Below are 21,672 nucleotides of genomic sequence, written 5' to 3'. Positions count from 1 at the left end.
ACACAGTCGGTGTCCTAGTACCGTCGACGAGTGAGCACATCGACGGATTCCCGTACCGGACTCGGCCTCACGGCCACCATCTACGTCTTCGCCGCCGTCATGATCGGCACGACGCTGCCGACGCCGCTCTACCCGACCTATGAGAGCGTCTTCGGCTTCGGCAGTCAGACGACGACCGTGCTCTTCGCCATCTACGCGGCGGGCGTGATCGTCTCGCTGCTCGTCGCCGGGAGGCTGTCGCAGTCGCTCGGCCGGCGGCCCGTGTTACTGATCGGAGCGGCGCTGTCGCTCGTCAGCGCGATCCTCTTCACGATCGGCACGAGCGAGGGGCTGCTCTTCGTCGGGCGCGTGTTCTCCGGGCTCTCGGCGGGAGTGCTGACGAGCACCGGCACGGTGGCCGTGCTCGACGCGGCGCCGGACGCGCGGAAGAAGATCGCGGGATCGCTCGCCACGGCCGCGAACATCGGCGGGCTCGGATTCGGGATGATCGTGTCGGGTCTCGTCGCCGGTCTGACGCCGTTCCACCTGAGGGGTCCGTTCGTCGTTCAGGGCGCCCTGGTCGTGATCGCGGGGCTGGCCCTGCTGGTCGTTCCGGAGACGGTCGCGAAGGCCGACCGGGTGCCGTTCCGGCTGCACGTGCCGACCGTGCCGGCGGCGGCGAGAGGCGTGTTCGGGGTGGCGTCGATCGGGGCGATCGCCGGGTTCGCCGTCTGCGGGCTGTTCTCGTCGGTGGCGCCCAACTTCGTCGGGAGCATCCTCCAGATCCACTCCGCGGTGGTCGTCGGGCTGGCCACCGGGGTGCTGTTCGTCGCGAGTGCGGTCGCGCAGATCGCGCTCGGGAGCGTGTCGGCCGTGCGGGGTGTGCTGATCGGCAGCGTCGCGCTGTTCGTGGGCATGGCCGTGCTGGCCCTCGCCCTGCCGCTGGCCTCGCTCGCGCTCCTCATCGTCTCGGCCGTCGTATCGGGCGCCGGGCAGGGGCTGCTGTTTACCTACGGGCTACGGGCGATCACGGGCGCGACGCCGGAGGATCAGCGGGCGCAGGCGACGACGGCGTACTTCATCGTCGCGTACCTCGCGATCTCGATCCCGTCGATCGTGGCGGGCGTCTTCACGACGACGGTGGGGCTGACGCCGACCGGAATCGTGTTCGCCGGTGTGATGGCGGTGCTGTGCGTGGTCGCGTTCGCGACGCGGGGGCGCTTCGCGGTTCGGGGGTAGCGGTCGCGGATCACGGCGGGAGTGGTGCGGCGCCGGCAGTGGCGCGGCGGCAGCTAGATCTTGCGGAGGAGCACCGACGACACCTTGTGGTCGGCGCCCTTGCGGAGGACCAGCGTGGCGCGTGAGCGGGTGGGCTGCACGTTCTGCTTCAGGTTGGGCTCGTTGATCGTGCGCCACACCTCGCGGGCGAAGGCGAGCGCGGCGTCTTCGTCCATCGACGCGAACTGGTGGAAGAACGAGTCGTCCTCGGTGAAGGCGGAGGCGCGGAGCTTGCGGAAGCGCTCGACGAACCAGTTCTCGATGTCGTGGGTCCGGGCATCCACGTAGATCGTGAAGTCGAAGAGGTCGCTCAGGGCGAGCCGGCCGCCGAGCGGGGGCTGGAGCACGTTGAGGCCCTCGACGATCAAGATGTCCGGGCGGCGGATGACCACCTCGGCGTCGGCCACGATGTCGTACTCGACGTGCGAGTAGAACGGGGCCCGCACCTCTTCGGCCCCGCTCTTGACCTGCGAGACGAACTTGAGCAGGTGGCGACGGTCGTACGACTCGGGGAAGCCCTTGCGGTCCATGATGCCGCGCCGCTCGAGCTCGGCGTTCGGGTAGAGGAAGCCGTCGGTGGTGATCAGCTCGACGCGAGGGGTGTCGCTCCAGCGGGAGAGGAGCTCGCGGAGGAGGCGGGCGACGGTCGACTTGCCGACCGCGACGGAGCCGGCGACGCCGATGACGAACGGCGTGCGCTGGGCGCGCTCGCCGAGGAAGTCGCTGGTGGCCCGATGCAGGTTGCGCGCTCCGGCCGCATAGAGGTTGATGAGGCGGCTGAGCGGCAGGTAGACGTCGCTGACCTCCTGCAGATCGAGCCGGTCGCCGAGCCCGCGCAGCTGCACGAGCTCGACCTCGGTCAGCGGGTTCTTCGTGGCGGGCGCCAGGGCCGCCCATGCGTCGCGGTCGACCTCGACGAACGGGGTGAGGTGCGTGGGGGAGGTGGTGGTCGACTCGGCCATGAGGCCCAACGTTATACGTCGCAGGAAGGATCGGGGTGATCCTCCGGGAGGAGGATCCCGCGTGGCCCGGGCGGCTGACGAAGGTCGTCAGCCGTCTCGCATAGGCTGTCGAGCATGTGTGGAATCGTGGGTTACGTCGGGTCCGACAAGAGCGTCGAGGTGCTCCTGGGCGGGCTGAAACGACTGGAGTACCGCGGCTACGACTCCGCAGGCATCGCCGTCATCGGCCCCGACGGGGCGCTCGAGATGCGCAAGAAGGCCGGCAAGCTGCAGATGCTCGTGGACGACCTCGAGGCGCGGCCGCTGGTCGACGGAAGCACCGGGATCGGGCACACCCGTTGGGCCACGCACGGCGGTCCGACCGATGAGAACGCGCATCCCCACCTCTCCGACGGGGGCAAGCTCGCGCTGATCCACAACGGCATCATCGAGAACTTCTCCGAGCTCAAGGCCGAACTCGTGGCCGAGGGCGTCGAGTTCTCGAGTGAGACCGACTCCGAAGTCGCGGCTCATCTCGTCGCTCGCGAATACCGGGCCGTCGGCGACCTGACCGAGGCGCTGCGCCTCGTCGTCAACCGTCTCGAGGGCGCGTTCACGCTGCTCGTCGTCCACGCCGACCAGCCGGGCGTCGTCGTCGGAGCCCGCCGCAACTCCCCGCTCGTGATCGGCCTGGGCGACGGCGAGAACTTCCTCGGCAGCGACGTCGCGGCGTTCGTCGCCTTCACCCAGCGCGCCATGGCCATCGGCCAGGACGAGATCGTCACCATCACGGCCGACGCCGTCACGGTGATCGACTTCCACGGCACGCCGGTCGAGGCGACCGAATTCGAGGTCACGTGGGATGCCTCCGCGGCCGAGAAGGGCGGCTGGTCCAGCTTCATGGCGAAGGAGATCAGCGAAGAGCCCGACGCCGTCATGAACACCCTGCTGGGTCGCGCCGTCGACGGTGCCGTCCACCTCGACGACCTCGAGCCGATCCGTGAGCGCCTCCTCACGGTCGACCGCATCATCATCATCGCCTGCGGCACCGCCGCCTACGCCGGCATCCTCGGCAAGTACGCCATCGAGCAGTGGTCGCGCCTCCCCGTCGAGGTCGAGCTGGCCCACGAGTTCCGCTATCGCGACCCGGTGCTGAACGAGCGCACCCTCGTGGTGTCGATCAGCCAGTCGGGCGAGACGATGGACACCCTGATGGCCGTCAAGTACGCGCGAGGCGAGGGCGCCCAGGTGCTCTCCATCTGCAACACCCAGGGGGCCACCATCCCCCGCGAGAGCGACGCCGTGATCTACACGCACGCCGGCCCCGAGGTCGCCGTCGCGTCCACCAAGGCCTTCGTGGCGCAGGGCACCGCGCTGTTCCTGCTCGGCCTCCACCTCGCCACGATCCGCGGCACGCTGACGGCGGCCGAGATCGCCGAGCAGGTCGACGACCTCAAGGCGATCCCCGACAAGATCCGCCGCGTGCTCGAGACCGGCGACCGGATCAAGACGCTCGCCGGCTGGATGGCCGACACCCGCTCGGTCCTGTTCCTCGGCCGTCACGTCGGCTACCCGATCGCCCTCGAGGGGGCGCTCAAGCTCAAGGAGCTCGCCTACATCCACGCCGAGGGCTTCGCGGCGGGCGAGCTCAAGCACGGTCCGATCGCGCTCATCGAACCCGGCCAGATCGTCTTCGTGATCGTGCCGTCGCCGCGCGACCCGCGGTCGCTGCACCCCAAGGTCGTGTCGAACATCCAGGAGATCCGCGCCCGCGGGGCCCGGGTCATCGCGATCGCCGAAGAAGGGGACGCCGCCGTGCTCCCCTACGCCGACGAGGTGCTGCACATCCCCCTGGCCGCTCCGCTCTTCGAGCCGCTGCTCGCCGTCGTGCCGCTGCACATCTTCGGCATGGAGCTCGCGGCCGCGAAGGGCCTCGACGTCGACCAGCCGCGCAACCTCGCCAAGTCGGTCACGGTCGAGTAGCCGGCAGGCACCACAGGAGGGTCGCATGAGCATCGTCGGAATCGGCGTCGACGTGGTCGACGTCGCACGGTTCGGCAAGGCGCTGGTCCGCACCCCCAAACTGCGCTGGCGCCTGTTCACCGACGCCGAGCTCCTCCGCGACGGCGAGGAGCGCGCCCTCGAGTCGCTGGCCGCCCGCTTCGCGGCGAAAGAGGCGTTCATCAAGGCGGTGGGAGGTTCGACCGGCGTCTTCTGGCACGACATGGTGGTCCGAGCCGACGATCAACGCGCGCCGTCCCTCGTGCTGAGCGGGGGTGCGGCGGCGCTCGCCTCCTCGCGCGGGGCCACGCGCATCCACCTGTCCCTCAGTCACGACGCGGGCATCGCGACGGCGTTCGTCATCGCCGAGACCGACGGCAGCGCCGGTGCGGCGATCAGCGCCGGGGGAGGAGCGTCATGACGCAGGAGGCCGTGATCCGCGTCGACACGGAGGCGCTGCGACACAACGTGCGGGTGCTGCGTCAGGCCGTCGGTCGCGTCAAGCTGATGGCGGTCGTCAAGGCGAACGCCTACGGCCACGGCAGCGTGGAGTGCGCCAAGGCGTTCGAAGAGGCCGGAGTCGACTGGCTGGGCGTCGTCGACCTCGACGAGGCGATCGCGCTTCGCGAAGCGGGCGTGCGCCTGCCCGTGCTGAGCTGGCTCCACGCCCCCGGCGAGACCTTCGAGCGGGCGGTGGAGTTCGGCATCACGCCGGCGGTCTCCGATCTCGCGCAGCTCGAGGCCGTCGCCGCCGCCGGTGCGCCGGCCGTGCACCTCTGCCTCGACACCGGGCTGAGCCGCAACGGCGCCGTCGAGTCCGAGTGGGAGGCGCTCTTCGATCGGGCCACCGAGCTCGCGGCCGACGGGCTCGTGATCGAGGGCGTCATGAGCCACCTCTCGAACACGTCGCCCCAAGAGGACGGCCGCCAGATGGCGGAGTTCGTGAAAGCGGTGGGGATGCTCATCGAACGCGGCATCACACCGCCGCTGCAGCATCTCGCGGCGTCGGCCGGGGCGCTGGTGTACGACGGTGCCCGGATCTCGATGGTCCGGTTCGGTCTCGCGGCCTACGGTCTCAGCCCGTTCCCCGACCGCACGAGCGCCGACCTCGGGCTGCGCCCCGCGCTCACCCTGTCCGCCCCCGTCATCGGCATCAAGCGGGTGAAGGCGGGCGAGGGCACCTCCTACGGCTTCACCTGGCGAGCGACCCACGACACCACGATCGCCCTCGTGGGCCTCGGCTACGCCGACGGCATCGAGCGCCACGCCGGCAACCGGGCGCGGGTGCTGGTGGGCGGCCGACTCTGTCCGGTGGTGGGGCGCATCGCGATGAACTCGCTCACGGTCGATCTCGGGGCAGCCGTCGGCGCCCGGCCCTCGACGACCACGGTGTCCGCGTTCGAGGTGGGCGAGTCGGCCCCGGGCGGCTTCGCGGCGACAGTGGCCCTCGGCGATCCGGTCGTCCTGTTCGGCGACGCGGCCGCAGGCCACCCCAGCGTCGACGACTGGGCGGCTGCGACCGGAACGATCAACTACGAGGTCGTGACACGCCTCTCGCCCCGCATCCCGAGGAGCTACCGATGAGCGCCGCAGCCGATCCTCTCGCCGAGCCGGGAGGTCGGGCCGTGCATCCCGCCTTGCGCTGGGCGACGGTCGATCTCGCCGCCTACCGCGCCAACCTCCGGCACCTGCAAGAGCTGGTGGCGCCGGCCGAGCTCATGGCCGTCGTCAAGGCGGACGCCTACGGGCACGGAGCCACCACGCTCGTCGCGGCGGCTCTCGAGGCCGGGGTGCGCTGGTTCGGCACCCTCGACCTCGCCAACGCCCACGAACTCCGGGCGGCGGGGGTCGGCGACGGCGTCGCGCTGTTCGCCTGGCAGTTCGGGCCCCGCGAGACCTTCGAGCGGGCGATCTCCGAGCGCATCGACCTCGGCATCTCGTCGCTCCGTCAGCTCGAGGCCGTCGCCTCCGCGGTCGAGGCGGTCTCGCGGGCCCTGGCTCCCGACGCTGCGGCGGCCGCACCGGTGCCCGCTCTGGTCCACCTCAACGTCGACACCGGCCTGCATCGAGACGGAGCGCTCGCCGACGAGTGGGACGCGCTCGTGACGCGGGCCGTCCGGTTGCGCGAGGCGGGCATCCTCCGTCTGCGCGGGGTCTATTCGCACTTGGCCGAGGCCTCCGACGAGGAGGACACCGGGTCGGCCGAACTGCTGGCGTCGTGCATCGAGCGGGCGGCGAGGCTCGGGGCGACGTTCGAGCGGCGGCACCTGACGGCGTCGAGTGCCGGCATGGAGCGGCCCGAGCTGCGGCTCGACATGGTGCGGATGGGGTCGAACACGTACGGGATCCCCGTGACCGACGGGGTGTCGGCGGCCGATCGCGGGCTGCTCCCCGTCATGACCCTCAGCGCCTCGGTCGCGCGGGTCAAGCGCATCGCGGCCGGCACCGGTGTCTCGTATGACTACACGTTCCGGGCCCCGCGCGACACGACCGTGGCGCTCGTGCCGGTGGGCTACGCCGACGGGGTCTCGCGCCGGGCCCAGCACGGCGTGACCATCGCGCTGCATGGCAAGCGGTATCCGATCGTCGGCCGCGTGGCCATGGACCAGTTCCTGATCGACGTGGGCGACGACCCGGTCGCGGTGGGCGACGAGGTCACTCTGTTCGGCACGGGATCGCGGGGCGAACTGACGGTCGGCGAATGGGCCGACCTGATCGAGACGATCGGCGAAGAGGTCACCTGCGGCATCGGGGCGCGCGTGAAGCGGGTGTACGTGTGAGCGAGTCATCGTCTTCTGGTGCGTCTCGGTCTTCTGGTGCGTCTCGGTCTTCTGCGTTCTTCGAGGGCAGCCTTGCTTCGTCCGCCGACATGGAGGCGCTCGGGGTGCGACTTGCCTCGGTGCTCGCGGCGGGCGACCTTCTCGTGATGACCGGTCCGCTCGGCGCCGGCAAGACCACGCTGACGCGAGGCATCGGGCGTGGGATGCACGTGCGCGGCCAGGTGGCGTCACCCACGTTCGTCCTCGCGCGCACGCACCCGGCCCTCTCGGCCGAGGGGGTGCCGCTGGTGCACGTCGACGCGTACCGCCTCGGTTCGGCCGCCGAACTGGACGACCTCGACCTCGACTTCGCCGGCTCGGTCGTGGTCGTGGAGTGGGGCGCCGGGCTTCTGGACGGGGTCGCGGAGTCGTGGCTCGAGGTCGGGATCGAGCGGCCGGTGGGGGCTGGCGCGGGTGAGGGTGCTGATGCGGCTGGTGCTGGTGCTGGTGCTGCTGATGCTGGTGTTGCTGGCGCTGCTGCTGTTGCCGCGGGCGTCTCTGCGCTCGCGGCCGATCTGGCGCCGGAGCTCTCCCTCGGAGCGGCCACGGTCGACGAGGCGGCGGACGAGTCCGTCGAGGAGCCCCGCGTGGTCACGATCATGGCGCACGGCCCGCGGTGGTCGGGCGTGGTGCTGCCTGCCTGAGCGGGTTCGCCCCGTCTGAGCCGCCACGCGGACCCGGCCCCGCACCCTCGTCCCGCGGACGCGCACCCTGCGCCCGCGGACCCGCACCCGGCTCCCGCGGACCCGCACCCCACGCGCCGCACTGACCCCTGGTCGACCGGGGGTCTCCCGCGGAAAGCGGGGTGCGGCTGCTCGGCGGCACTGGTGGGACCTGCTCGCCGAGGTCGCCCCCGGGATGGGAGACCGGCTCGCGGGTCGCCGCACGAGGCGCCAGCGGTGTGTGCGGGTCCGGCGTGCCGGAATCGTCAGCGCTCCCGCGACACGCGATCGGCTCGGCGGAGCAAAATGTAGGCAACGGCGAGGCCTGCCAGAGCCCACACGCCGGCCGCCAGAAGTACGAGGCCGAGTTCACCGGAGGGTGTTCTCAGCCAGGCCGCCTGATAGGTCAGAGGGTTGAAATGCGCGATCGTCTGCAGGTAGCGGGGAGCCGCCTCGAGCGAATAGAACAGCGGTGCGGAGAGCACGATCGGCAGAGCCGTCACGGTGACGACAAGATCGCGCACCGAATACGACTGCACCTGCGCACCGACCGCGGCGCCGATGCCCACCCAGCCGATGAGGACCAGGAGTCCTGTCAGGCAGGCGAGCAGCAGGGGTGTTCCCCCGAGAGCAGGGAACCCGAAGAGCGCAGATCCGATACCGACCAGCACCGCGAGCTGACCGACGAAGACGGCGGTCGCGAACAGGACGATGCTCAGGAGGTACCCCGCGATCGATCCACCCTGCATCGTGTAGATGGCGAGGATCCCCCACTTGCGGTCATTGGCCACGTCGCCCACCGTGCTCGTGGCAGAACGGAAAGCGACGAAACAGACGAGTCCTGTCATCGCGTAGGCGAGGCACGCCCCGGGCGACCCACCGACCGTCCCGCTGAGACCCGCGGTGAGGAAGACCAGGTAGGCGACCGGCTCGAGGAATCGGCCGAGATAGGAAGAACGCCAATTCCACAGCGAGTGACCGTGGTACTTGAGCAGCGTCAGGGCCTTCACGCGGCGGCTCCCCCTCGCCGAATCGCGTCGTAGGCGCTCCACAGATCGTCGGGATCGTCGCCCCGCTTCGCAAACGCGCCTGCGGGTTCGTCGGCCACGATGACACCGGTGTCCATGGCGATGACGCGTGTGCAGTACGCCGCAAAACGGGACGTCTCGTGAGTGCTGATGACCGCGGATGCCCCGCCCTGCCGCCTGCGCTCGAGATGGTCGAAGACGACATCGATTCCGGCGGGGTCGAGACCCGTCGTCGGCTCGTCGAGCAGGAGGAGAGTCGGCTCACCCGCAATGGCCCGCGCGATCTGTGTCCGTCGCAGTTCACCTCCGGACAGGGTCTCGGCCGTTCGTCGAAGGAACGGTATGAGGCCCATCGTCTCGGCGATCGAGGCCAGAAGCTGAGATCGTTCCGCCCTGCGGGTCTTCTGTCGCAACTCCAATCCCAGTGCGATGTTCTGTTCGACGGTCAGCGACCAGTCGACGATTTCACGTTGAGGGCACCAGCCGATTTCGCGGCTCGGCACCGAGATGTCCACTCGCCCGGAGCTCGGCCTGGACAGGCCTCCCAAGATGTCGAGGAGAGTGGATTTACCTGCGCCGTTGTGACCGACGAGCGCGACGATCTCTCCTGGGCCGATGGACAGGCAGCTTCGAGTCAGCGCGGGATCGACCTTCTTGGGATAGATCTTGGTGATGTCGACGGCGCGGAGCAGGCGGGGCACTTCAGAGGTGGTCGAGGATGAACTTCGCTGTGGCATCGGGGCTCGTTCCATTCGTCGTCGTAATGATTAGTGAGGTTTTCGGAAGGACCTGCGACTGCGAGAAGCCGTTCTTACCTGTGAACCAGGGGAGGTCAGGTGAGGGCCGTCTCGACGATCCCATCCCATCTCCGCGTCGCAGGACGACGACGTGGTCGACAGGCCCCCCGGCCGCGTTGTGGCCACCTAATACGTCGATGGGTGCGAGGAGACCCACGAGTCCGGTGTCAGGCGAGACGGTGGTGCGGTGCTCGCGCGAGTCGAATAACGGGATGCGATCACGAAGTGAGTCGCGTCGGAACCCAAGCGGCGTCTCGTATGTCTGCACGTTCGTCGTCTCGATATCGAAAATGGCCAGGTTGTCGGTTACGAGTTCGGCCCCAAGGCCGCAGAGCGCGATGGCCGTGGAGGTTTTACCCACGTAATTCGCTCCGACGAGAAGCAAGAGGGCACCGCTTGCGAGCCGGACCACTGCACCTGGCGTGGTTGCGAATCGAAGCCACAGATTCGAATGGAAGAGAGGCGGAAACGGCGACGGAATGTCGGACCAGTCGCTAAATGTGGAGTCCCCCGCCATGCCCGAGCCAGCTCGAGTGGGCTTGATCACGAGACGTTTGGCCAGGCCATCCTTGGCCAAAAGACTGGAGAAAAATCCGCGGCTCGGCCAGTCGACGCAAGTCAAGTCCACAAGCAAGTCGGCTTCAAGCACGTCTGCCACGAACTCGGAGTACAAGTACCGAATGTCCAGAACGTCTGTTGGGGCACAAGAGACCTTCAGACGTACTCCGAAGAACTCGAGTCCGATGGTTGAACGGTGGCTCATCTATGCGCCTCCTCGGTGTGGCAGAGCTGCTCTATTGCGTCGAGGGCCTGCTTTCGATGGTTTGCGATGTCGAGGTGGAGTCTGAGGGTGTGAGGCGACAGTCTTTCGACACGGAAGCGTGAAGAAGGGATCAGATCCACTGTCCAGCTCCAACGGGCCGCCTCGGACAGGAGGGCGAATCCGAGGTCCTTCGCGTGCACGGAAAACGTCGTCCCCGTGGCCGTTTCGAATTGCACGCCATCGTGAACTCGTGAAGACAGGCCCGGAAGCTGCGTGAGTGTCTGGCTGCGGATTCCGATGGGCCGGGTGTAGGGCTGCAACAGGTCTCCCTCGAGGACGCACGTGTCATCGGTGACGAAATTCCAACCACGTTCGAGCAGCGACAGGAGCAGGACAGATTTTCCCGAGGTCGAGGGGCCGTGAAGAACCACTGCCTGCCCGGGCCTCCCGGGACGACTCGCGCTACTTCCGTGGAACGTCCGAAATCGGCGTGAGAACTCCGGCGCGGCGAACGGAGGCAGCGGTGTCGGGCCCTCGAGAGGAAGCGAATGCCACCCGTCCTTCACGCCTCGTCGCACGGAGACAGTGCCCAGAACCGACTCGGATCTTACGAACGAGCCACTTGTGGATTCGAGTCGAAGGGTCACAGAAGCCTGGTCATCGGCCATCACGAGGTAGTCCTGGAAAAAATAGGTGATGTGCCTGGCGTCGTCGCCGTCGCGAAGAAGGACATCGACCCGTTCTCCCCAGAAGGTGAACGAGAGGCGGTGAAAAGAAGCCGTTGTTTCAACCCCCAAGGCGCTCTCCCGCCACGAAGAGAGAACACCCGACATGCACTGACGAGACCAAGGTCGAGAGCTCTCCTATCGATGTCCAGGTGCATTGAGGAGCCACGTCGGATCGCCAAGCTGAAAAAATGAGCGCGCATTCTCTCTCTGCTGGATATACCTGCGAGAGGCGATCGAAGAGAGGATGCACTCGTTCGAGAAGCTTGCTCGTGGGGCGAAGTGAGGAGCTCCCGAAGTCACCGACCTGGCTCAGCAGGAGAGGCATCCGTTCGTCGAGCCGGATCCTCTCCCGGTAGAACAAATTGGACTCGTAACTCTGGAACCCACCGTCGAACCGGCTCCGCAAGTCGACCAGGACTTGGTCGAGGAACGACGTCGCGGCAATCGCTTTTGCTCGCCGACCGATCTCTCCGACGCGCCTGAGGAGTTCCCAGTTCGAGTCCACGAGAAAAAGCGTATGCCCATACGTGAGGAACGCGGCCGTATGTCCTTCCGGCAGATGAGCCAGGGTGTCCAAGACGGCTTCCGCCATCGCGGCGTAGATCACTTGTGGATCGTCCCCCGATTCATAGAGGGGCTTGAGGTCAATGACCAACCCGGAGTACCGATTCCGGAGCTCGTCATCGAATGCCGTGAGATGGAAGATCGCCGAGGTCGATCGCAGGATGTCGTCCACTTCGATCGTGCGGGAATCGAACCCGCCGATGCCCAGGCCGACCAAATATAGATCGGCCTGGGCGTCGGGGACCCGGAGATCTTCGCGTGAGGTTCGCACTCCGAGAACGTTTCTAAGTCAGCACATCACCTGGCGGTGAGCCCCGCTTGCCTTGACCGTCTCCTCGATGGTCGGGATGTACGTGGGAATGAACAGCACGTCGTCCGGTGCGGCGATGACTTCGTGCGCCGAGGTCGTCTGCTGGTCGTGAACCTTCGTCATTGCTATTTCCTTTCAGCGAGAGCCGAGAACCATCGATCCTCGGTCGGGCGATGCCCGCTTCTGGCTTCGCACATATGAATATGCAACATCAAATGTATTTCACTAGACCGGCTTTGGACGCTGGGATCAGGGGGACGGCAGCACGAGCGGAGAGCGCAGCGCCAGCAGCCTACGATTGAGGCATGCTCCTGGCGATCGACACCTCCTCGGGCACGTCCGTCGCGGTGGTCGACCGCGAAGGGGGCGTGCTCGCCGAACGCACCGAGCTCGACACCCGCCGGCACGCCGAGGTCATCGGCCTGCTGATCCAGGAGTGCCTCACCGACGCCGGCATTGAGCCGGCCCGGCTGAGCGCCGTCGTCGCGGGCATGGGGCCGGGGCCGTTCACGGGACTCCGCGTGGGCATCGCCGCCGCTCGCGCCTTCGCGTTCGGTGCGGGCAAGCCGTGCCTTCCGCTGGTCAGCCACGACGCCATCGCGTTCGAGAGGCTCGGCGGACTCGAGCGCGCCCTGGGGCAAGAACCCGAGAGCCGGCAGGAGGCACCGCTCGTCGTGGTGACCGACGCACGCCGCCGCGAGGTCTACTTCAGTGTCTACTCGGGCATCGACGCCGAGGGGCTGCCCGTGCGAGTCGGAGAGCCCGGGCTGTGCAAGCCGGGCGACCTCGAGGAGCGGCTCCGTGCATCCCACGCTCTCGCCCTCGCTCCGAACGCGAACACGAACACGAATACAGACGCGAACGCCGCCGCCCCGCTCGACCTCGACGCCGCCGAGCGCACCGATCCGACCGACACGGTCGTGTCCGCCGCCGCGCTCGGAATGCTCGCCGAGACGCTCTTCTCGCACAAGCGCTCGTTCGCGCGCGACGAGCCGCTCTACCTGCGGTCGCCTGACGTCACCGTTCCGGGCGCGCCCAAGCGGGTCTCGTGACAGGGCCCGCATGACCTTCGTCACGCGCCGCGCAACACCGGACGACCTCGACGCGATCATGGCCATCGAGACGAGCGTCTTCGTGACCGACGCCTGGTCGCCGAAGAGCATGCGGCACGAGCTCCGCGACAGCTCCAACTTCTACCTGGTGGTGACCGCCGGCGGCGAGGCGGGGGATGCCGTGGTCGCCTACTCGGGGCTCCGCGCGCCGGTCGGTTCGCCCGATTCCGACATCCAGACCATCGCCGTCGCCCCCGTCGCCCGTCGGCAGGGCGTCGCCCGCGATCTCATGCGACGCATGCTCGACGAGGCATATTCCCGTGGGGCCCGCGAGACGTTCCTCGAGGTGCGGGTCGACAACCCCGGCGCCCAGGCGCTGTACGAGTCGTTCGGGTTCGAGGGCATCGCCGTGCGGCCGCGCTACTACATGCCCGACGGGGTGGACGCGCTCGTGATGCGGGCCAGGTTGCCCGCGCCGTCGCCTTCGGCTGCACCCTCCGCGCCGGACGACCCGGCACCGTCCGTGCTGTCGCCCGCGCCGCCCGACCCGGCGTCGTCGCCGGCCGACCCGCAGCCCCCGACCGCCACCGAGACCGGAGTGACCCCATGACCCGCGAACCCCTCGTCCTCGGCATCGAGACCAGCTGCGACGAGACCGGCATCGGGATCGTCCGCGGACGCACCCTGCTCGCCAACGTCATCGCCTCCTCGATGGACGAGCACGCGCGCTACGGCGGCGTCGTGCCCGAGATCGCCGCTCGCGCCCACCTCGAGGCCCTGCAGCCCACCCTCGAGGCCGCGCTCGCCGAGGCCGGGGTGACGCTCGACGAGCTCGACGCCATCGCCGTCACGAGCGGGCCGGGCCTGGCGGGGGCGCTGATGGTCGGCGTCGGCGCGGCGAAGGCCCTGGCACTCGGGGCCGGCAAGCCGCTCTACGCGGTCAACCACCTCGTAGGACACGTCGGCGCCGATGTCCTGCGAGACGACGGCACCGAGATCGCGCTGCCGACCATCGCCCTGCTCGTCTCCGGCGGCCACACGTCGCTGCTGCACGTGCGAGACCTCCTCGACGACGTCGAACTGCTCGGCGAGACCATCGACGACGCCGCGGGCGAGGCGTTCGACAAGGTCGCGCGCCTGCTCGGCCTGCCCTACCCGGGCGGGCCTCAGATCGACCGGGTCGCGGTCGCCGGCGACCCGAAGGCCATCCGGTTCCCGCGGGGGCTCACCCTGCCGAAAGACCTGGCGGCACACCGCTACGACTTCTCGTTCTCCGGGCTGAAGACCGCGGTCGCGCGCTGGGTCGAGAAGACCGAGGCCGGGGGAGGCACGGTGCCGGTCGCCGACGTCGCCGCCAGCTTCCGCGAGGCCGTCGTCGACGTGCTGCTCACCAAGGCGTTGGCCGCGTGCGCCGACCTGGGCGTGCCGCGCCTGCTGCTCGGCGGCGGTGTCGTGGCGAACGCGCGGGTGCGCGAGGTCGCGGCGGCCCGCTGTGCTGCGGCGGGCATCGAGCTTCGGATCCCGCCGCTCTCCCTCTGCACCGACAACGGCGCGATGATCGCGGCACTCGGGGCGGAGCTCGTCGCTCGGGGGCGCGAGGCCTCGCCGCTCGGGTTCGGAGCGGACTCGACGCTGCCGGTGACGAGCGCGCAGGCGGTCTAGCGGCGGCGGCTCTGCACTGGCTATTCAGGACGGATGGCGCGCTCGGCCGCCCTGGAGGGGCGAGTGCGCCATCCGTCCTGAGTTGTCGCCGCGCGGGGCCGTTGCTGTTGCTGCGTCGCGCCGGTCGCGGCGTCCCCTGCGTGGGGCCTTGCCCCGCCGGGGTGCGAGCGGAGATCATCGAGCATGACCGATCACACCCCTTCGTCCACTCCCGAGCCCGGATCAGACCACGGCTCGGACGCTCCCACCGACTCGGCCTCGCCCGCGGAGGCCTGGGCGCCGGTCGAACTCGATCACCCCGCCGAGGGCGGCACAGCGGGGGATGCACCTCCCGCCGACTCGCGGCCCGCCTCGGATCCCCCGTCCCACCAGGCCCCCTTCGGCCAATCCGGCTACACGCCCCACCAGTACGGCCAGCCGGCGCCCGGTGAGCAGCAGTACGGGCAGCAGCCTGCCTACGGCCAGCCGGGACAGCCTGCCTACGGACAGCAGGGCCAGCCGGCCTACGGCCAGCAGTCGGGCCAGCCGGGTTACGGACAGCAGGGCCAGCCGACCTACGGCCAGCAGGGCCAGCCCGCCTCCGGGCAGCAGGCGTACGGCCAGCCTTCCTACGGACAGCAGGGTCAGCCCGCGTACGGCCAGCAGCCGGGCTATCCGGGTCAGCCCTACGGCCAGTCGCCCTATGCCCCGCCGCACTACGGCGGCCCCTCGTCGCGCACCAACGGCTTGGCGATCGCGTCGCTGGTCCTCGGCATCGCGGGCATCGTGCTCGTCTTCTTCGCGGGGCTGCCGGGCATCGCCGCCGTCATCCTCGGGTTCGTGTCACGATCGCAGATCAAGCGCACGCGTCAGGCCGGCGCGGGGATGGCCCTCGCCGGGATCATCCTCGGCTTCGTGGCGATCTTCTTCATCGCTGTGTTCCTGGTGTTCTTCATCATCGGGATCACTGCCGACCCGCACGCGTTCGACGGGAACTGAGCAGGTGGCAGCTCCCGCGACGGTGGCCCGTGCATCCCACGCTCTCGTGCTCGCCTACGCCGTAAGGCGACGGTCGTTGCCCCTGGTGGTCGTGGCGCTCCTGACCGGGCGGGCCTCCGTGGGCGCGGACAGCGTTCGAGGGCAGCAGCTCAAGCGGGCCGCGATCGTGGTGGCGGCCGTGTGGGTGGCGGCGGTGGCGCTGGCGGTGCTCGTCGTCGGACTCTGCGTCGCGCTGCTGCTGGTGGTCGTGGTGTTGCCGCTCGGGCACTAGCCGGCGTGTCGCCCGCGGGAGTCGGGCTGCGGAGGCCCCGCTCTCTGCATCGGCGTCGGGCGTCGGTGGGGTGACTCCAGAAGGTGCGGGCTGGGGCGAAGGTGAGCGGCGTGTTCTGGAGTCGTGCGCCCGAGGGGCGGTGGGGTCGCCGGCGGTGACTCTAGAAGGTGCGGGCTGGGGCGAAGGTGAGCGGCGTGTTGTGGGGTCGCTCCGCGCGTGAGAGTCGGGCATGGGGAGCCGCACCGCGAGTGAGAGTCGGGCCCGCGGCGAAGCGAGGTCGCGCAGGCCGAGCGCCGACGCTAGACGCGCTCGCAGAGCAGCGCCGTGTGCCGGCCCGCGACCCGCGTCAGGATGAGCGTGGCCTCGTTCGCGCCGGAGAGCTGCAGCTTCTTGCGGAAGGCCGCGGGGTCGACGTCGACGCCGCGCTTCTTGATCTCCACGCGTCCGATGCCGCGCTTCTTGAGCTCCTGCCGGAGGCGTTTCTCGTCGAGGGGGAAGGTCTCGAGCACCCGGAAGCACTGGGCGAACGGCGTCTCGACCGCGGTCGCGGAGGTGAGGTAGGCGATGTCCCGGCTGATCATCGAGGCGTCGAGGAGGCGGGCCAGGTCGCCGATGAGACGCGCGCGAATCACTCCGCCGTCGGGTTCGTAGACGTACTCGTCGAGGTCGTTCACGTCGACGTCGTCCGAGTCGCCGGCCGCGGTCAATTCGGCGGGCCCGTCGGCACCGAGCACGAGGGCGGCCCGTCGGATGCCCGGACGGGCCAGCGCCCCGAACCACACCCCGACCTCGACGACGGAGCGGTCGACGGAGATCCACTGGCACTCGGCGTCGTCCGGCAGCAGGTCGCGGTCGATGCCGGGGCCGAGCTTGACGCCCGTCGGAAGCTTCGCGGCGAAGCCGAAGGCGGTGTCGAGCGAGGGAGACCAGTCGGCGGGGTCGGACAGGCGAGAGGTCGAGGAATGGCCGGATGTGCGGCGTGCGGGATCGAGGAAGACCGCGTCGATCCCGTCCAGGTCGGCTTCTTCGGCGGTACCCAGACGGACCTCCGCGCCCTCCCACGGTGCCAGGTTGTACGACGCGATTGCTGCCGTGACCTCGTCGCGGTCGACGGCGACGACATCGAGTTCGAGTGCGGCGAAGGCCAGGGCGTCGCCGCCGATCCCGCAGCCGAGGTCGGCCACCCGCGACACCCCGGCCCGCCGGAAGCGCCCGGCGTGGGACGAAGCGACCGGGAGGCGCGTCGCCTGCTCCAGCCCGGCCTCGGTGAAGAGCATGCGGGATGCGAAGTCGCCGAATTTCGAGACCCCCTTGGCTCGAAGGCGTGCCTGGGTCAGCACGGCCGAGACGAGTTCGGGGGAGTGGCCCTGCTTGCGAAGGGCCGAGACCTGCGAGACCATGTCCGCCTTCGAGTCGAACGGCGGCAGGGAGTCGAGCAGTCGAAGCCCCTCGGCGGTGAGGAGCTGGCGGAGCTCGGCGGTGTCCATCCGACCATCCTCGCGCACCGGCGCAGGGCGCACGACGGCGCACCGCCGCTCGCACGACGCCTTGGCGTCGGTCACACCGCGTCGCAGTGTTGGCACTCGGATTGACCGAGTGCCAACCGAGCCCTAGAGTTGTGCTGGCACTCGCACGTGTGAAGTGCCAACTCAAGTTTTCGCCCGCAGTGAGAAAGAAGAGGTCAACCGTGTCGGTCAGCATCAAGCCGCTCGAAGATCGCATCGTCATCCGTCAGGTCGAGGCCGAGCAGACCACTGCTTCCGGTCTCGTGATCCCCGACACCGCCAAGGAGAAGCCCCAGGAGGGCGAGGTCGTGGCAGTCGGACCGGGTCGTATCGACGACAACGGCAACCGCGTTCCTCTCGATGTCGCCGTGGGCGACAAGGTCATCTACTCGAAGTACGGCGGAACCGAGGTGAAGTACGGCGGAGAAGACCTGCTCGTGCTCTCGGCTCGCGACGTGCTCGCAGTCGTCGTCCGCTAAGTACGGACTCGACCGCTCAGCGGTCACCCGAAAGACCCCGTCTCCCAAGAGGCGGGGTCTTTCGCCGTCTCGGAGCCGGCGGCGTCGGCGGCTGTTGCTATGGTCTGCCTGTGAAGAACGAGACGCGTACAGGCCTCCTTACGGCAGTCGCCGCCTACGGGCTCTGGGGCGTGCTGCCCGTCTTCTTCCTGCTGCTGCACCCGGCCGGTGCTCCCGAGATCGTCGCCTGGCGCATCCTCTTCTCCCTCGTCTTCTGCCTCGTTCTCCTCGCAGCCACCCGCGGCTTCCCGCGCTTCCGTGAGATCCTGCGCGACCGCCGTCTCGTGTCGACCCTCGCCCTCGCCGGCGTCGTGATCGTCGTCAACTGGACGACCTTCATCTTCGCCACCGTCACCGGGCACGTCGTCGAGGCGGCTCTCGGCTACTTCATGAACCCCATCGTGACCGTGCTGCTGGGCGTGGTGGTCCTGCGCGAACGACTCCGCTCTGCGCAGTGGGCGGCGGTCGGCATCAGCATCGTGGCCGTGGTCATCATCGCGGTGGGCTACGGGCAGCTCCCCTGGATCTCTCTGCTCCTCGCCTTCTCGTTCGGGTCGTACGGGCTGATCAAGAAGCAGGTGGGCGGCCGCATCGACGCCCTCTCCGGCCTCACGATCGAGACCCTCGCCCTCGCGCCGCTCGCTGCCGTCACCGTCATCATCCTGGCGGTGCTGGGCTCTCAGGGCGTGGGGTCGGGCGTGGTGTTCGGCACGGCCGGCGGGCTCCAGGCCGGCGCCACGGTCGCCTCCGGGGTCATCACCGCCGTCCCGCTCCTCCTGTTCGCCGCGGCGGCCCGGCGGCTTCCGCTCTCGACCCTGGGCCTGACGCAGTACCTGACCCCGATCCTGCAGCTGATCGTCGGCGTCGCGATCCTGCACGAGCCGATGACGAGTGCCCGCTGGGTCGGATTCGCCCTGATCTGGGTGGCTCTCGTCGTCCTGAGCGTCGACGCGATCCGCACCGCGCGGGGGTCTCGTAGCGACGCGACTCTCAGCACGCTCGTGCGTCCGTCAGAGGAGTCTCCGAGACTGGGCGGCTAGGCGTACTCGGCCGTGATGGTGGTGGCACTTCTGGGCCTGTGACACAGGAGGACCCCCTGGCTTGTTGGAGCTGTCGAGTTCTGCCGTCAGCCAGGAGGTCTCGTGTCCCACGCTGAGTCCCGAACCCATCTGCAGGGACGGCTGCTGATCGTCCGCCGCGTCGTCTTCGACCGCCGTCCCGGAAGCCCCGTGCCGCATCGGCGCCGCCAATCCACTGCCGCGCCTCGGAAGCGGCGAGGGCTCTAGTCCGCGGCGCGGTTCTGTGCCGCACGCGGGGGTCTGTGCGGCACGGAAGGGTCTGTGCCGCACGCCCGCAGCCCGAGAGTCACCATCCTGATGGCCCAGTACACCTAGGTCACGAATCGCTAACGAAACGCCGCCTTCTCGATCGGAACACACGGTCGAAACAATCGCGCCCTAGGTTCGACCCAATCAACGGTAGGGCCGCGCGCCATCGCGCAGCCGAATCACCACCGTCATGAAAGGGTTCACGGATGATCAGATCCATCACCGCCCTCAAGGTCCTCGCGGTCGCGGGCGCAGCCACTGTGCTCCTCGCCGGGTGTTCCTCTGGGGGTTCCAGCACGAGCAAGTCCTCGAGCTCGTCGACTCCGTCCGCGTCGAAGAAGACCGATCCTGCAGCCAGCTGCAAGGCGCCGTCGACACCGAGCACCGATGCTCTGAAGATCGGCACCCTCCTGCCGCTCACGGGCTCGCTCGCCTACCTCGGCCCTCCGGCCGTCGCCGGAGCGGGCCTCGCCCTCTCCGACATCAACGCCGCCGGCGGCGTCCTGGGCAAGGACGCCACCATCGCGTCCGCCACCGACTCCGGCGACTCGACCGACCTGACGGTCTCGTCCTCGTCCGCGGCGAAGCTCAAGGCCGCCAAGGTCTCGGTCGTCCTCGGCGCCGAGTCCTCCAGCGTCACGCTGAACGTCATCGACCAGATCACCTCGAGCTGCACGATCGAGATCTCGCCCGCCAACACGGCGTCCTCGCTCTCCGGCTACTCGTCGTACTACTACCGCACCGCTCCGCCGGACTCGGTCCAGGGTTCCGCCCTCGGTCAGAAGATCGTCGGCGACGGCAACGCGAAGGTCGCCTTCCTCGTCTTCAACGACGCCTACGGCACCGGCCTCCGCGACTCGACCGAGAAGGCGATCGAGGCCGCAGGCGGCTCCGTCGTCTACGGCGGCTCGGGCAAGGGCCAGGAGTTCCCTCCCGGCCAGACGACCTTCTCGTCCGAGGTGACGGCGGCTCTGGCCTCCAAGCCCGACGCGATCGTCATCCTGGCGTTCGACGAGACGAAGTCCATCGTCCCCGAGCTCGTCTCGCAGGGCTGGGACATGTCGAAGACGTACATGTCGGACGGTAACACGGCCGACTACTCGACGACCTTCAAGCCGGGCACCCTCGCCGGCGGCCAGGGAACGATCCCCGGCGCTCAGGCCTCGACCGACCTGAAGACCCGTCTCAACGACTGGTACCAGACGAACCAGGGCAAGGCGCTGACCGACTACTCGTACGCCGCTGAGTCGTACGACGCGATCACGCTGACCGCTCTGGCCGCCGAGGCCGGCAAGGGCACCGACGCACCGACCATCCAGGCCAACATGGCCAAGGTGAGCGGCGCGAGCGGCGGCACGAAGTGCACCACCTTCGCCGACTGCAAGAAGCTGATCGACGCCGGTACGAGCATCCAGTACCAGGGCCCCTCGGGAATCGGACCGTTCAACAAGAACAACGACCCGTCGAGCGCGTACATCGGCATCTACAAGTACGACGCCAACAACGTCGACGTGTACCAGAGCAGCATCCAGGGTGCCGTGAAGTAACGACATCCACGCCGTGCACGTCACGGCAGCCGAAGGGCCCGACGGGAGCGATTCCGTCGGGCCCTTTTGTGTCGGCGGGTTCGGGCATCCCCCCTTTTCACCCGTTTGTCCTCCCTTTTGGGGACACGCGATCCGACCATTCGCGTGGTGCGCGTGTGACGATTGTCATGATGACCACGTTGCCCGAGAAGACCCGCGCGCCCGCCCCGAAGCGCTCGTTCTCCGACCTCCTCCTGACGCTCGGGCGACCTCTGCTCCGCATCAGCCTGTTCCTCTATCTGCGCGAGGTCCGGGACGGCGTCTACCCGCGCGACCTCCCGGTCCGCACCCTCGCCGGCAGCAGGACGCTCACGCTCCTCTTCTTCGGCGACATCACCGTCTCCGGCCACGGCGTGCTCAGCTACGGCCTCACCGTCGAGGCGCGAACGAGCGATTTCGTCGCCGCGGCCACCGACCGAGGAGTGCACTGGGACGTCGTGTCGGCCGCCGACCTCACGATGGCTCAGGTGGCCGGGCGCAGCACGTTGGACGCCCAGGGCGTCGACGTCGTGCTGCTGCTGATGGGCATCCCCGACGTCCTCCTCATCACCCGGTCCGAGCAGTGGGCGCGCGACCTGCGCTGCGTCGTGGCCGCCGTCAAACGAGAGGCGGGCGAGGATGCACGGGTCGTCGTCGCAGGGATCCCGCCCATGTCCGACTTCCGCCCCATCCCCTCGCCCCTGCGCGGCCTCATCGACAAGCAGGTGCACCGCTTGAACGAGGCGAGCCGAGCCGTCGCGGAGAGCGACGACAGCGTCGTGTACCTGCCGTTCCCGATCGAGCGGGTCAGCGAGATGTACATCCAGCAGCAGTTCTCGTGGCGGACGATGCACGCGCTCTGGGCGCGGTCGCTCGCCGACGCGGTGGTGGCGCGGCTTCCGTAGCCGCACCCCGCCGCGCCG

23 protein-coding genes are annotated in these 21,672 nt (G+C 69.0%); 15 read left to right on the top strand and 8 right to left on the bottom strand.

Translation table 11 applies throughout. From position 1 onward, the window contains the following. Positions 1 to 30: 30 nt before the first annotated feature. On the top strand, positions 31 to 1,218 hold the full coding sequence (locus ABEA39_RS08855) for an MFS transporter (RefSeq protein ID WP_345375481.1): 1,188 nt from the start codon (positions 31 to 33) through the stop codon (positions 1,216 to 1,218). 53 nt (positions 1,219 to 1,271) lie between these two features. Here ABEA39_RS08855 and coaA read toward each other — a convergent pair whose 3' ends face one another. Further along, positions 1,272 to 2,219 (bottom strand): type I pantothenate kinase, encoded by a 948-nt coding sequence (gene coaA, locus ABEA39_RS08850; RefSeq protein ID WP_345375480.1) that lies wholly within the window; start codon positions 2,217 to 2,219, stop codon positions 1,272 to 1,274. 114 nt (positions 2,220 to 2,333) lie between these two features. Between coaA and glmS the strand changes: the two genes are divergently transcribed. The 5 genes from glmS to tsaE all read left to right on the top strand — a co-directional run bounded on the left by glmS (position 2,334) and on the right by tsaE (position 7,662). Beyond that, positions 2,334 to 4,181 (top strand): glutamine--fructose-6-phosphate transaminase (isomerizing), encoded by a 1,848-nt coding sequence (glmS, locus tag ABEA39_RS08845; protein ID WP_345375479.1) that lies wholly within the window; start codon positions 2,334 to 2,336, stop codon positions 4,179 to 4,181. Positions 4,182 to 4,206: 25 nt separating this feature from the next. Further along, positions 4,207 to 4,620: a holo-ACP synthase gene (locus ABEA39_RS08840; protein WP_345375478.1), complete on the top strand. Its 414-nt coding sequence runs from the start codon at positions 4,207 to 4,209 to the stop codon at positions 4,618 to 4,620. Next, complete coding sequence (alr, locus tag ABEA39_RS08835; RefSeq protein ID WP_345375477.1) at positions 4,617 to 5,783, top strand: alanine racemase; 1,167 nt, start codon at positions 4,617 to 4,619, stop codon at positions 5,781 to 5,783. The genes ABEA39_RS08840 and alr (ABEA39_RS08835) overlap by 4 nt, the downstream gene beginning before the upstream one ends. Beyond that, complete coding sequence (gene alr, locus ABEA39_RS08830) at positions 5,780 to 6,979, top strand: alanine racemase (protein ID WP_345375476.1); 1,200 nt, start codon at positions 5,780 to 5,782, stop codon at positions 6,977 to 6,979. The genes alr (ABEA39_RS08835) and alr (ABEA39_RS08830) overlap by 4 nt, the downstream gene beginning before the upstream one ends. Positions 6,980 to 7,083: 104 nt before the next feature. Beyond that, complete coding sequence (gene tsaE, locus ABEA39_RS18835) at positions 7,084 to 7,662, top strand: tRNA (adenosine(37)-N6)-threonylcarbamoyltransferase complex ATPase subunit type 1 TsaE (RefSeq protein ID WP_425556946.1); 579 nt, start codon at positions 7,084 to 7,086, stop codon at positions 7,660 to 7,662. A gap of 284 nt (positions 7,663 to 7,946) precedes the next feature. Here the strand turns inward: tsaE and ABEA39_RS08820 are convergent, their stop codons facing one another. The 6 genes from ABEA39_RS08820 to ABEA39_RS08795 all read right to left on the bottom strand — a co-directional run bounded on the left by ABEA39_RS08820 (position 7,947) and on the right by ABEA39_RS08795 (position 11,993). Further along, positions 7,947 to 8,690 (bottom strand): ABC transporter permease, encoded by a 744-nt coding sequence (locus ABEA39_RS08820; RefSeq protein ID WP_345375475.1) that lies wholly within the window; start codon positions 8,688 to 8,690, stop codon positions 7,947 to 7,949. Beyond that, positions 8,687 to 9,409, bottom strand: a complete 723-nt coding sequence (locus tag ABEA39_RS08815) for an ABC transporter ATP-binding protein (RefSeq protein WP_345375474.1) — start codon at positions 9,407 to 9,409, stop codon at positions 8,687 to 8,689. Before ABEA39_RS08815 ends, ABEA39_RS08820 begins: the two co-directional genes overlap by 4 nt. Before the next feature lies 1 nt (position 9,410). Then, a complete protein-coding gene (locus tag ABEA39_RS08810) occupies positions 9,411 to 10,268 on the bottom strand; it encodes a hypothetical protein (RefSeq protein WP_345375473.1) in 858 nt (285 codons plus the stop codon). Further along, positions 10,265 to 11,101, bottom strand: a complete 837-nt coding sequence (locus ABEA39_RS08805) for a hypothetical protein (protein WP_345375472.1) — start codon at positions 11,099 to 11,101, stop codon at positions 10,265 to 10,267. Before ABEA39_RS08805 ends, ABEA39_RS08810 begins: the two co-directional genes overlap by 4 nt. Next, on the bottom strand, positions 11,055 to 11,732 hold the full coding sequence (locus ABEA39_RS08800) for an SAM-dependent methyltransferase (protein WP_425556945.1): 678 nt from the start codon (positions 11,730 to 11,732) through the stop codon (positions 11,055 to 11,057). The genes ABEA39_RS08805 and ABEA39_RS08800 overlap by 47 nt, the downstream gene beginning before the upstream one ends. A 117-nt stretch (positions 11,733 to 11,849) precedes the next feature. Beyond that, positions 11,850 to 11,993, bottom strand: coding sequence for a hypothetical protein (locus ABEA39_RS08795; protein ID WP_345375470.1), 144 nt, complete (start codon positions 11,991 to 11,993; stop codon positions 11,850 to 11,852). A gap of 182 nt (positions 11,994 to 12,175) precedes the next feature. On the opposite strand from ABEA39_RS08795, the gene tsaB reads away from it, so the two are divergent. The 5 genes from tsaB to ABEA39_RS08770 all read left to right on the top strand — a co-directional run bounded on the left by tsaB (position 12,176) and on the right by ABEA39_RS08770 (position 15,833). Next, positions 12,176 to 12,922: a tRNA (adenosine(37)-N6)-threonylcarbamoyltransferase complex dimerization subunit type 1 TsaB gene (gene tsaB, locus ABEA39_RS08790; RefSeq protein WP_345375469.1), complete on the top strand. Its 747-nt coding sequence runs from the start codon at positions 12,176 to 12,178 to the stop codon at positions 12,920 to 12,922. Between the two features lie 10 nt (positions 12,923 to 12,932). Then, positions 12,933 to 13,532: a ribosomal protein S18-alanine N-acetyltransferase gene (gene rimI / locus ABEA39_RS08785; protein WP_345375468.1), complete on the top strand. Its 600-nt coding sequence runs from the start codon at positions 12,933 to 12,935 to the stop codon at positions 13,530 to 13,532. Then, positions 13,529 to 14,584 carry a tRNA (adenosine(37)-N6)-threonylcarbamoyltransferase complex transferase subunit TsaD gene (gene tsaD / locus ABEA39_RS08780; RefSeq protein WP_345375467.1) on the top strand — a complete coding sequence of 352 codons (1,056 nt, stop codon included), beginning with the start codon at positions 13,529 to 13,531 and terminating at the stop codon, positions 14,582 to 14,584. The genes rimI and tsaD overlap by 4 nt, the downstream gene beginning before the upstream one ends. 183 nt (positions 14,585 to 14,767) lie before the next feature. After that, the gene (locus ABEA39_RS08775) at positions 14,768 to 15,562 is read left to right on the top strand and encodes a DUF4190 domain-containing protein (protein WP_345375466.1); all 795 of its coding nucleotides are present in this window, start codon (positions 14,768 to 14,770) and stop codon (positions 15,560 to 15,562) included. 4 nt (positions 15,563 to 15,566) lie between these two features. Further along, positions 15,567 to 15,833, top strand: coding sequence for a hypothetical protein (locus tag ABEA39_RS08770; RefSeq protein WP_345375465.1), 267 nt, complete (start codon positions 15,567 to 15,569; stop codon positions 15,831 to 15,833). A gap of 299 nt (positions 15,834 to 16,132) precedes the next feature. Here ABEA39_RS08770 and ABEA39_RS08765 read toward each other — a convergent pair whose 3' ends face one another. Then, complete coding sequence (locus ABEA39_RS08765; RefSeq protein WP_345375464.1) at positions 16,133 to 17,320, bottom strand: class I SAM-dependent methyltransferase; 1,188 nt, start codon at positions 17,318 to 17,320, stop codon at positions 16,133 to 16,135. A gap of 200 nt (positions 17,321 to 17,520) precedes the next feature. Here ABEA39_RS08765 and groES point away from each other — a divergent pair, with 200 nt between their 5' ends. From groES to ABEA39_RS08745, 4 genes are all read left to right on the top strand, one after another. Continuing rightward, a complete protein-coding gene (gene groES / locus ABEA39_RS08760; RefSeq protein ID WP_345375463.1) occupies positions 17,521 to 17,817 on the top strand; it encodes a co-chaperone GroES in 297 nt (98 codons plus the stop codon). A 110-nt stretch (positions 17,818 to 17,927) separates the two neighbouring features. After that, positions 17,928 to 18,896: an EamA family transporter RarD gene (rarD, locus tag ABEA39_RS08755; protein ID WP_345375462.1), complete on the top strand. Its 969-nt coding sequence runs from the start codon at positions 17,928 to 17,930 to the stop codon at positions 18,894 to 18,896. Between the two features lie 494 nt (positions 18,897 to 19,390). Continuing rightward, positions 19,391 to 20,731 (top strand): ABC transporter substrate-binding protein, encoded by a 1,341-nt coding sequence (locus tag ABEA39_RS08750; protein WP_345375461.1) that lies wholly within the window; start codon positions 19,391 to 19,393, stop codon positions 20,729 to 20,731. A gap of 170 nt (positions 20,732 to 20,901) precedes the next feature. Next, entirely contained in the window at positions 20,902 to 21,654 is a 753-nt protein-coding gene (locus tag ABEA39_RS08745; RefSeq protein WP_345375460.1) for an SGNH/GDSL hydrolase family protein, read from the top strand. Positions 21,655 to 21,672: the final 18 nt, after the last annotated feature.

Source organism: Frondihabitans cladoniiphilus, assembly GCF_039544345.1.
GTDB classification, from domain to species: domain Bacteria; phylum Actinomycetota; class Actinomycetes; order Actinomycetales; family Microbacteriaceae; genus Frondihabitans; species Frondihabitans cladoniiphilus.
This window is presented reverse-complemented; position numbering and strand designations above follow the sequence as displayed.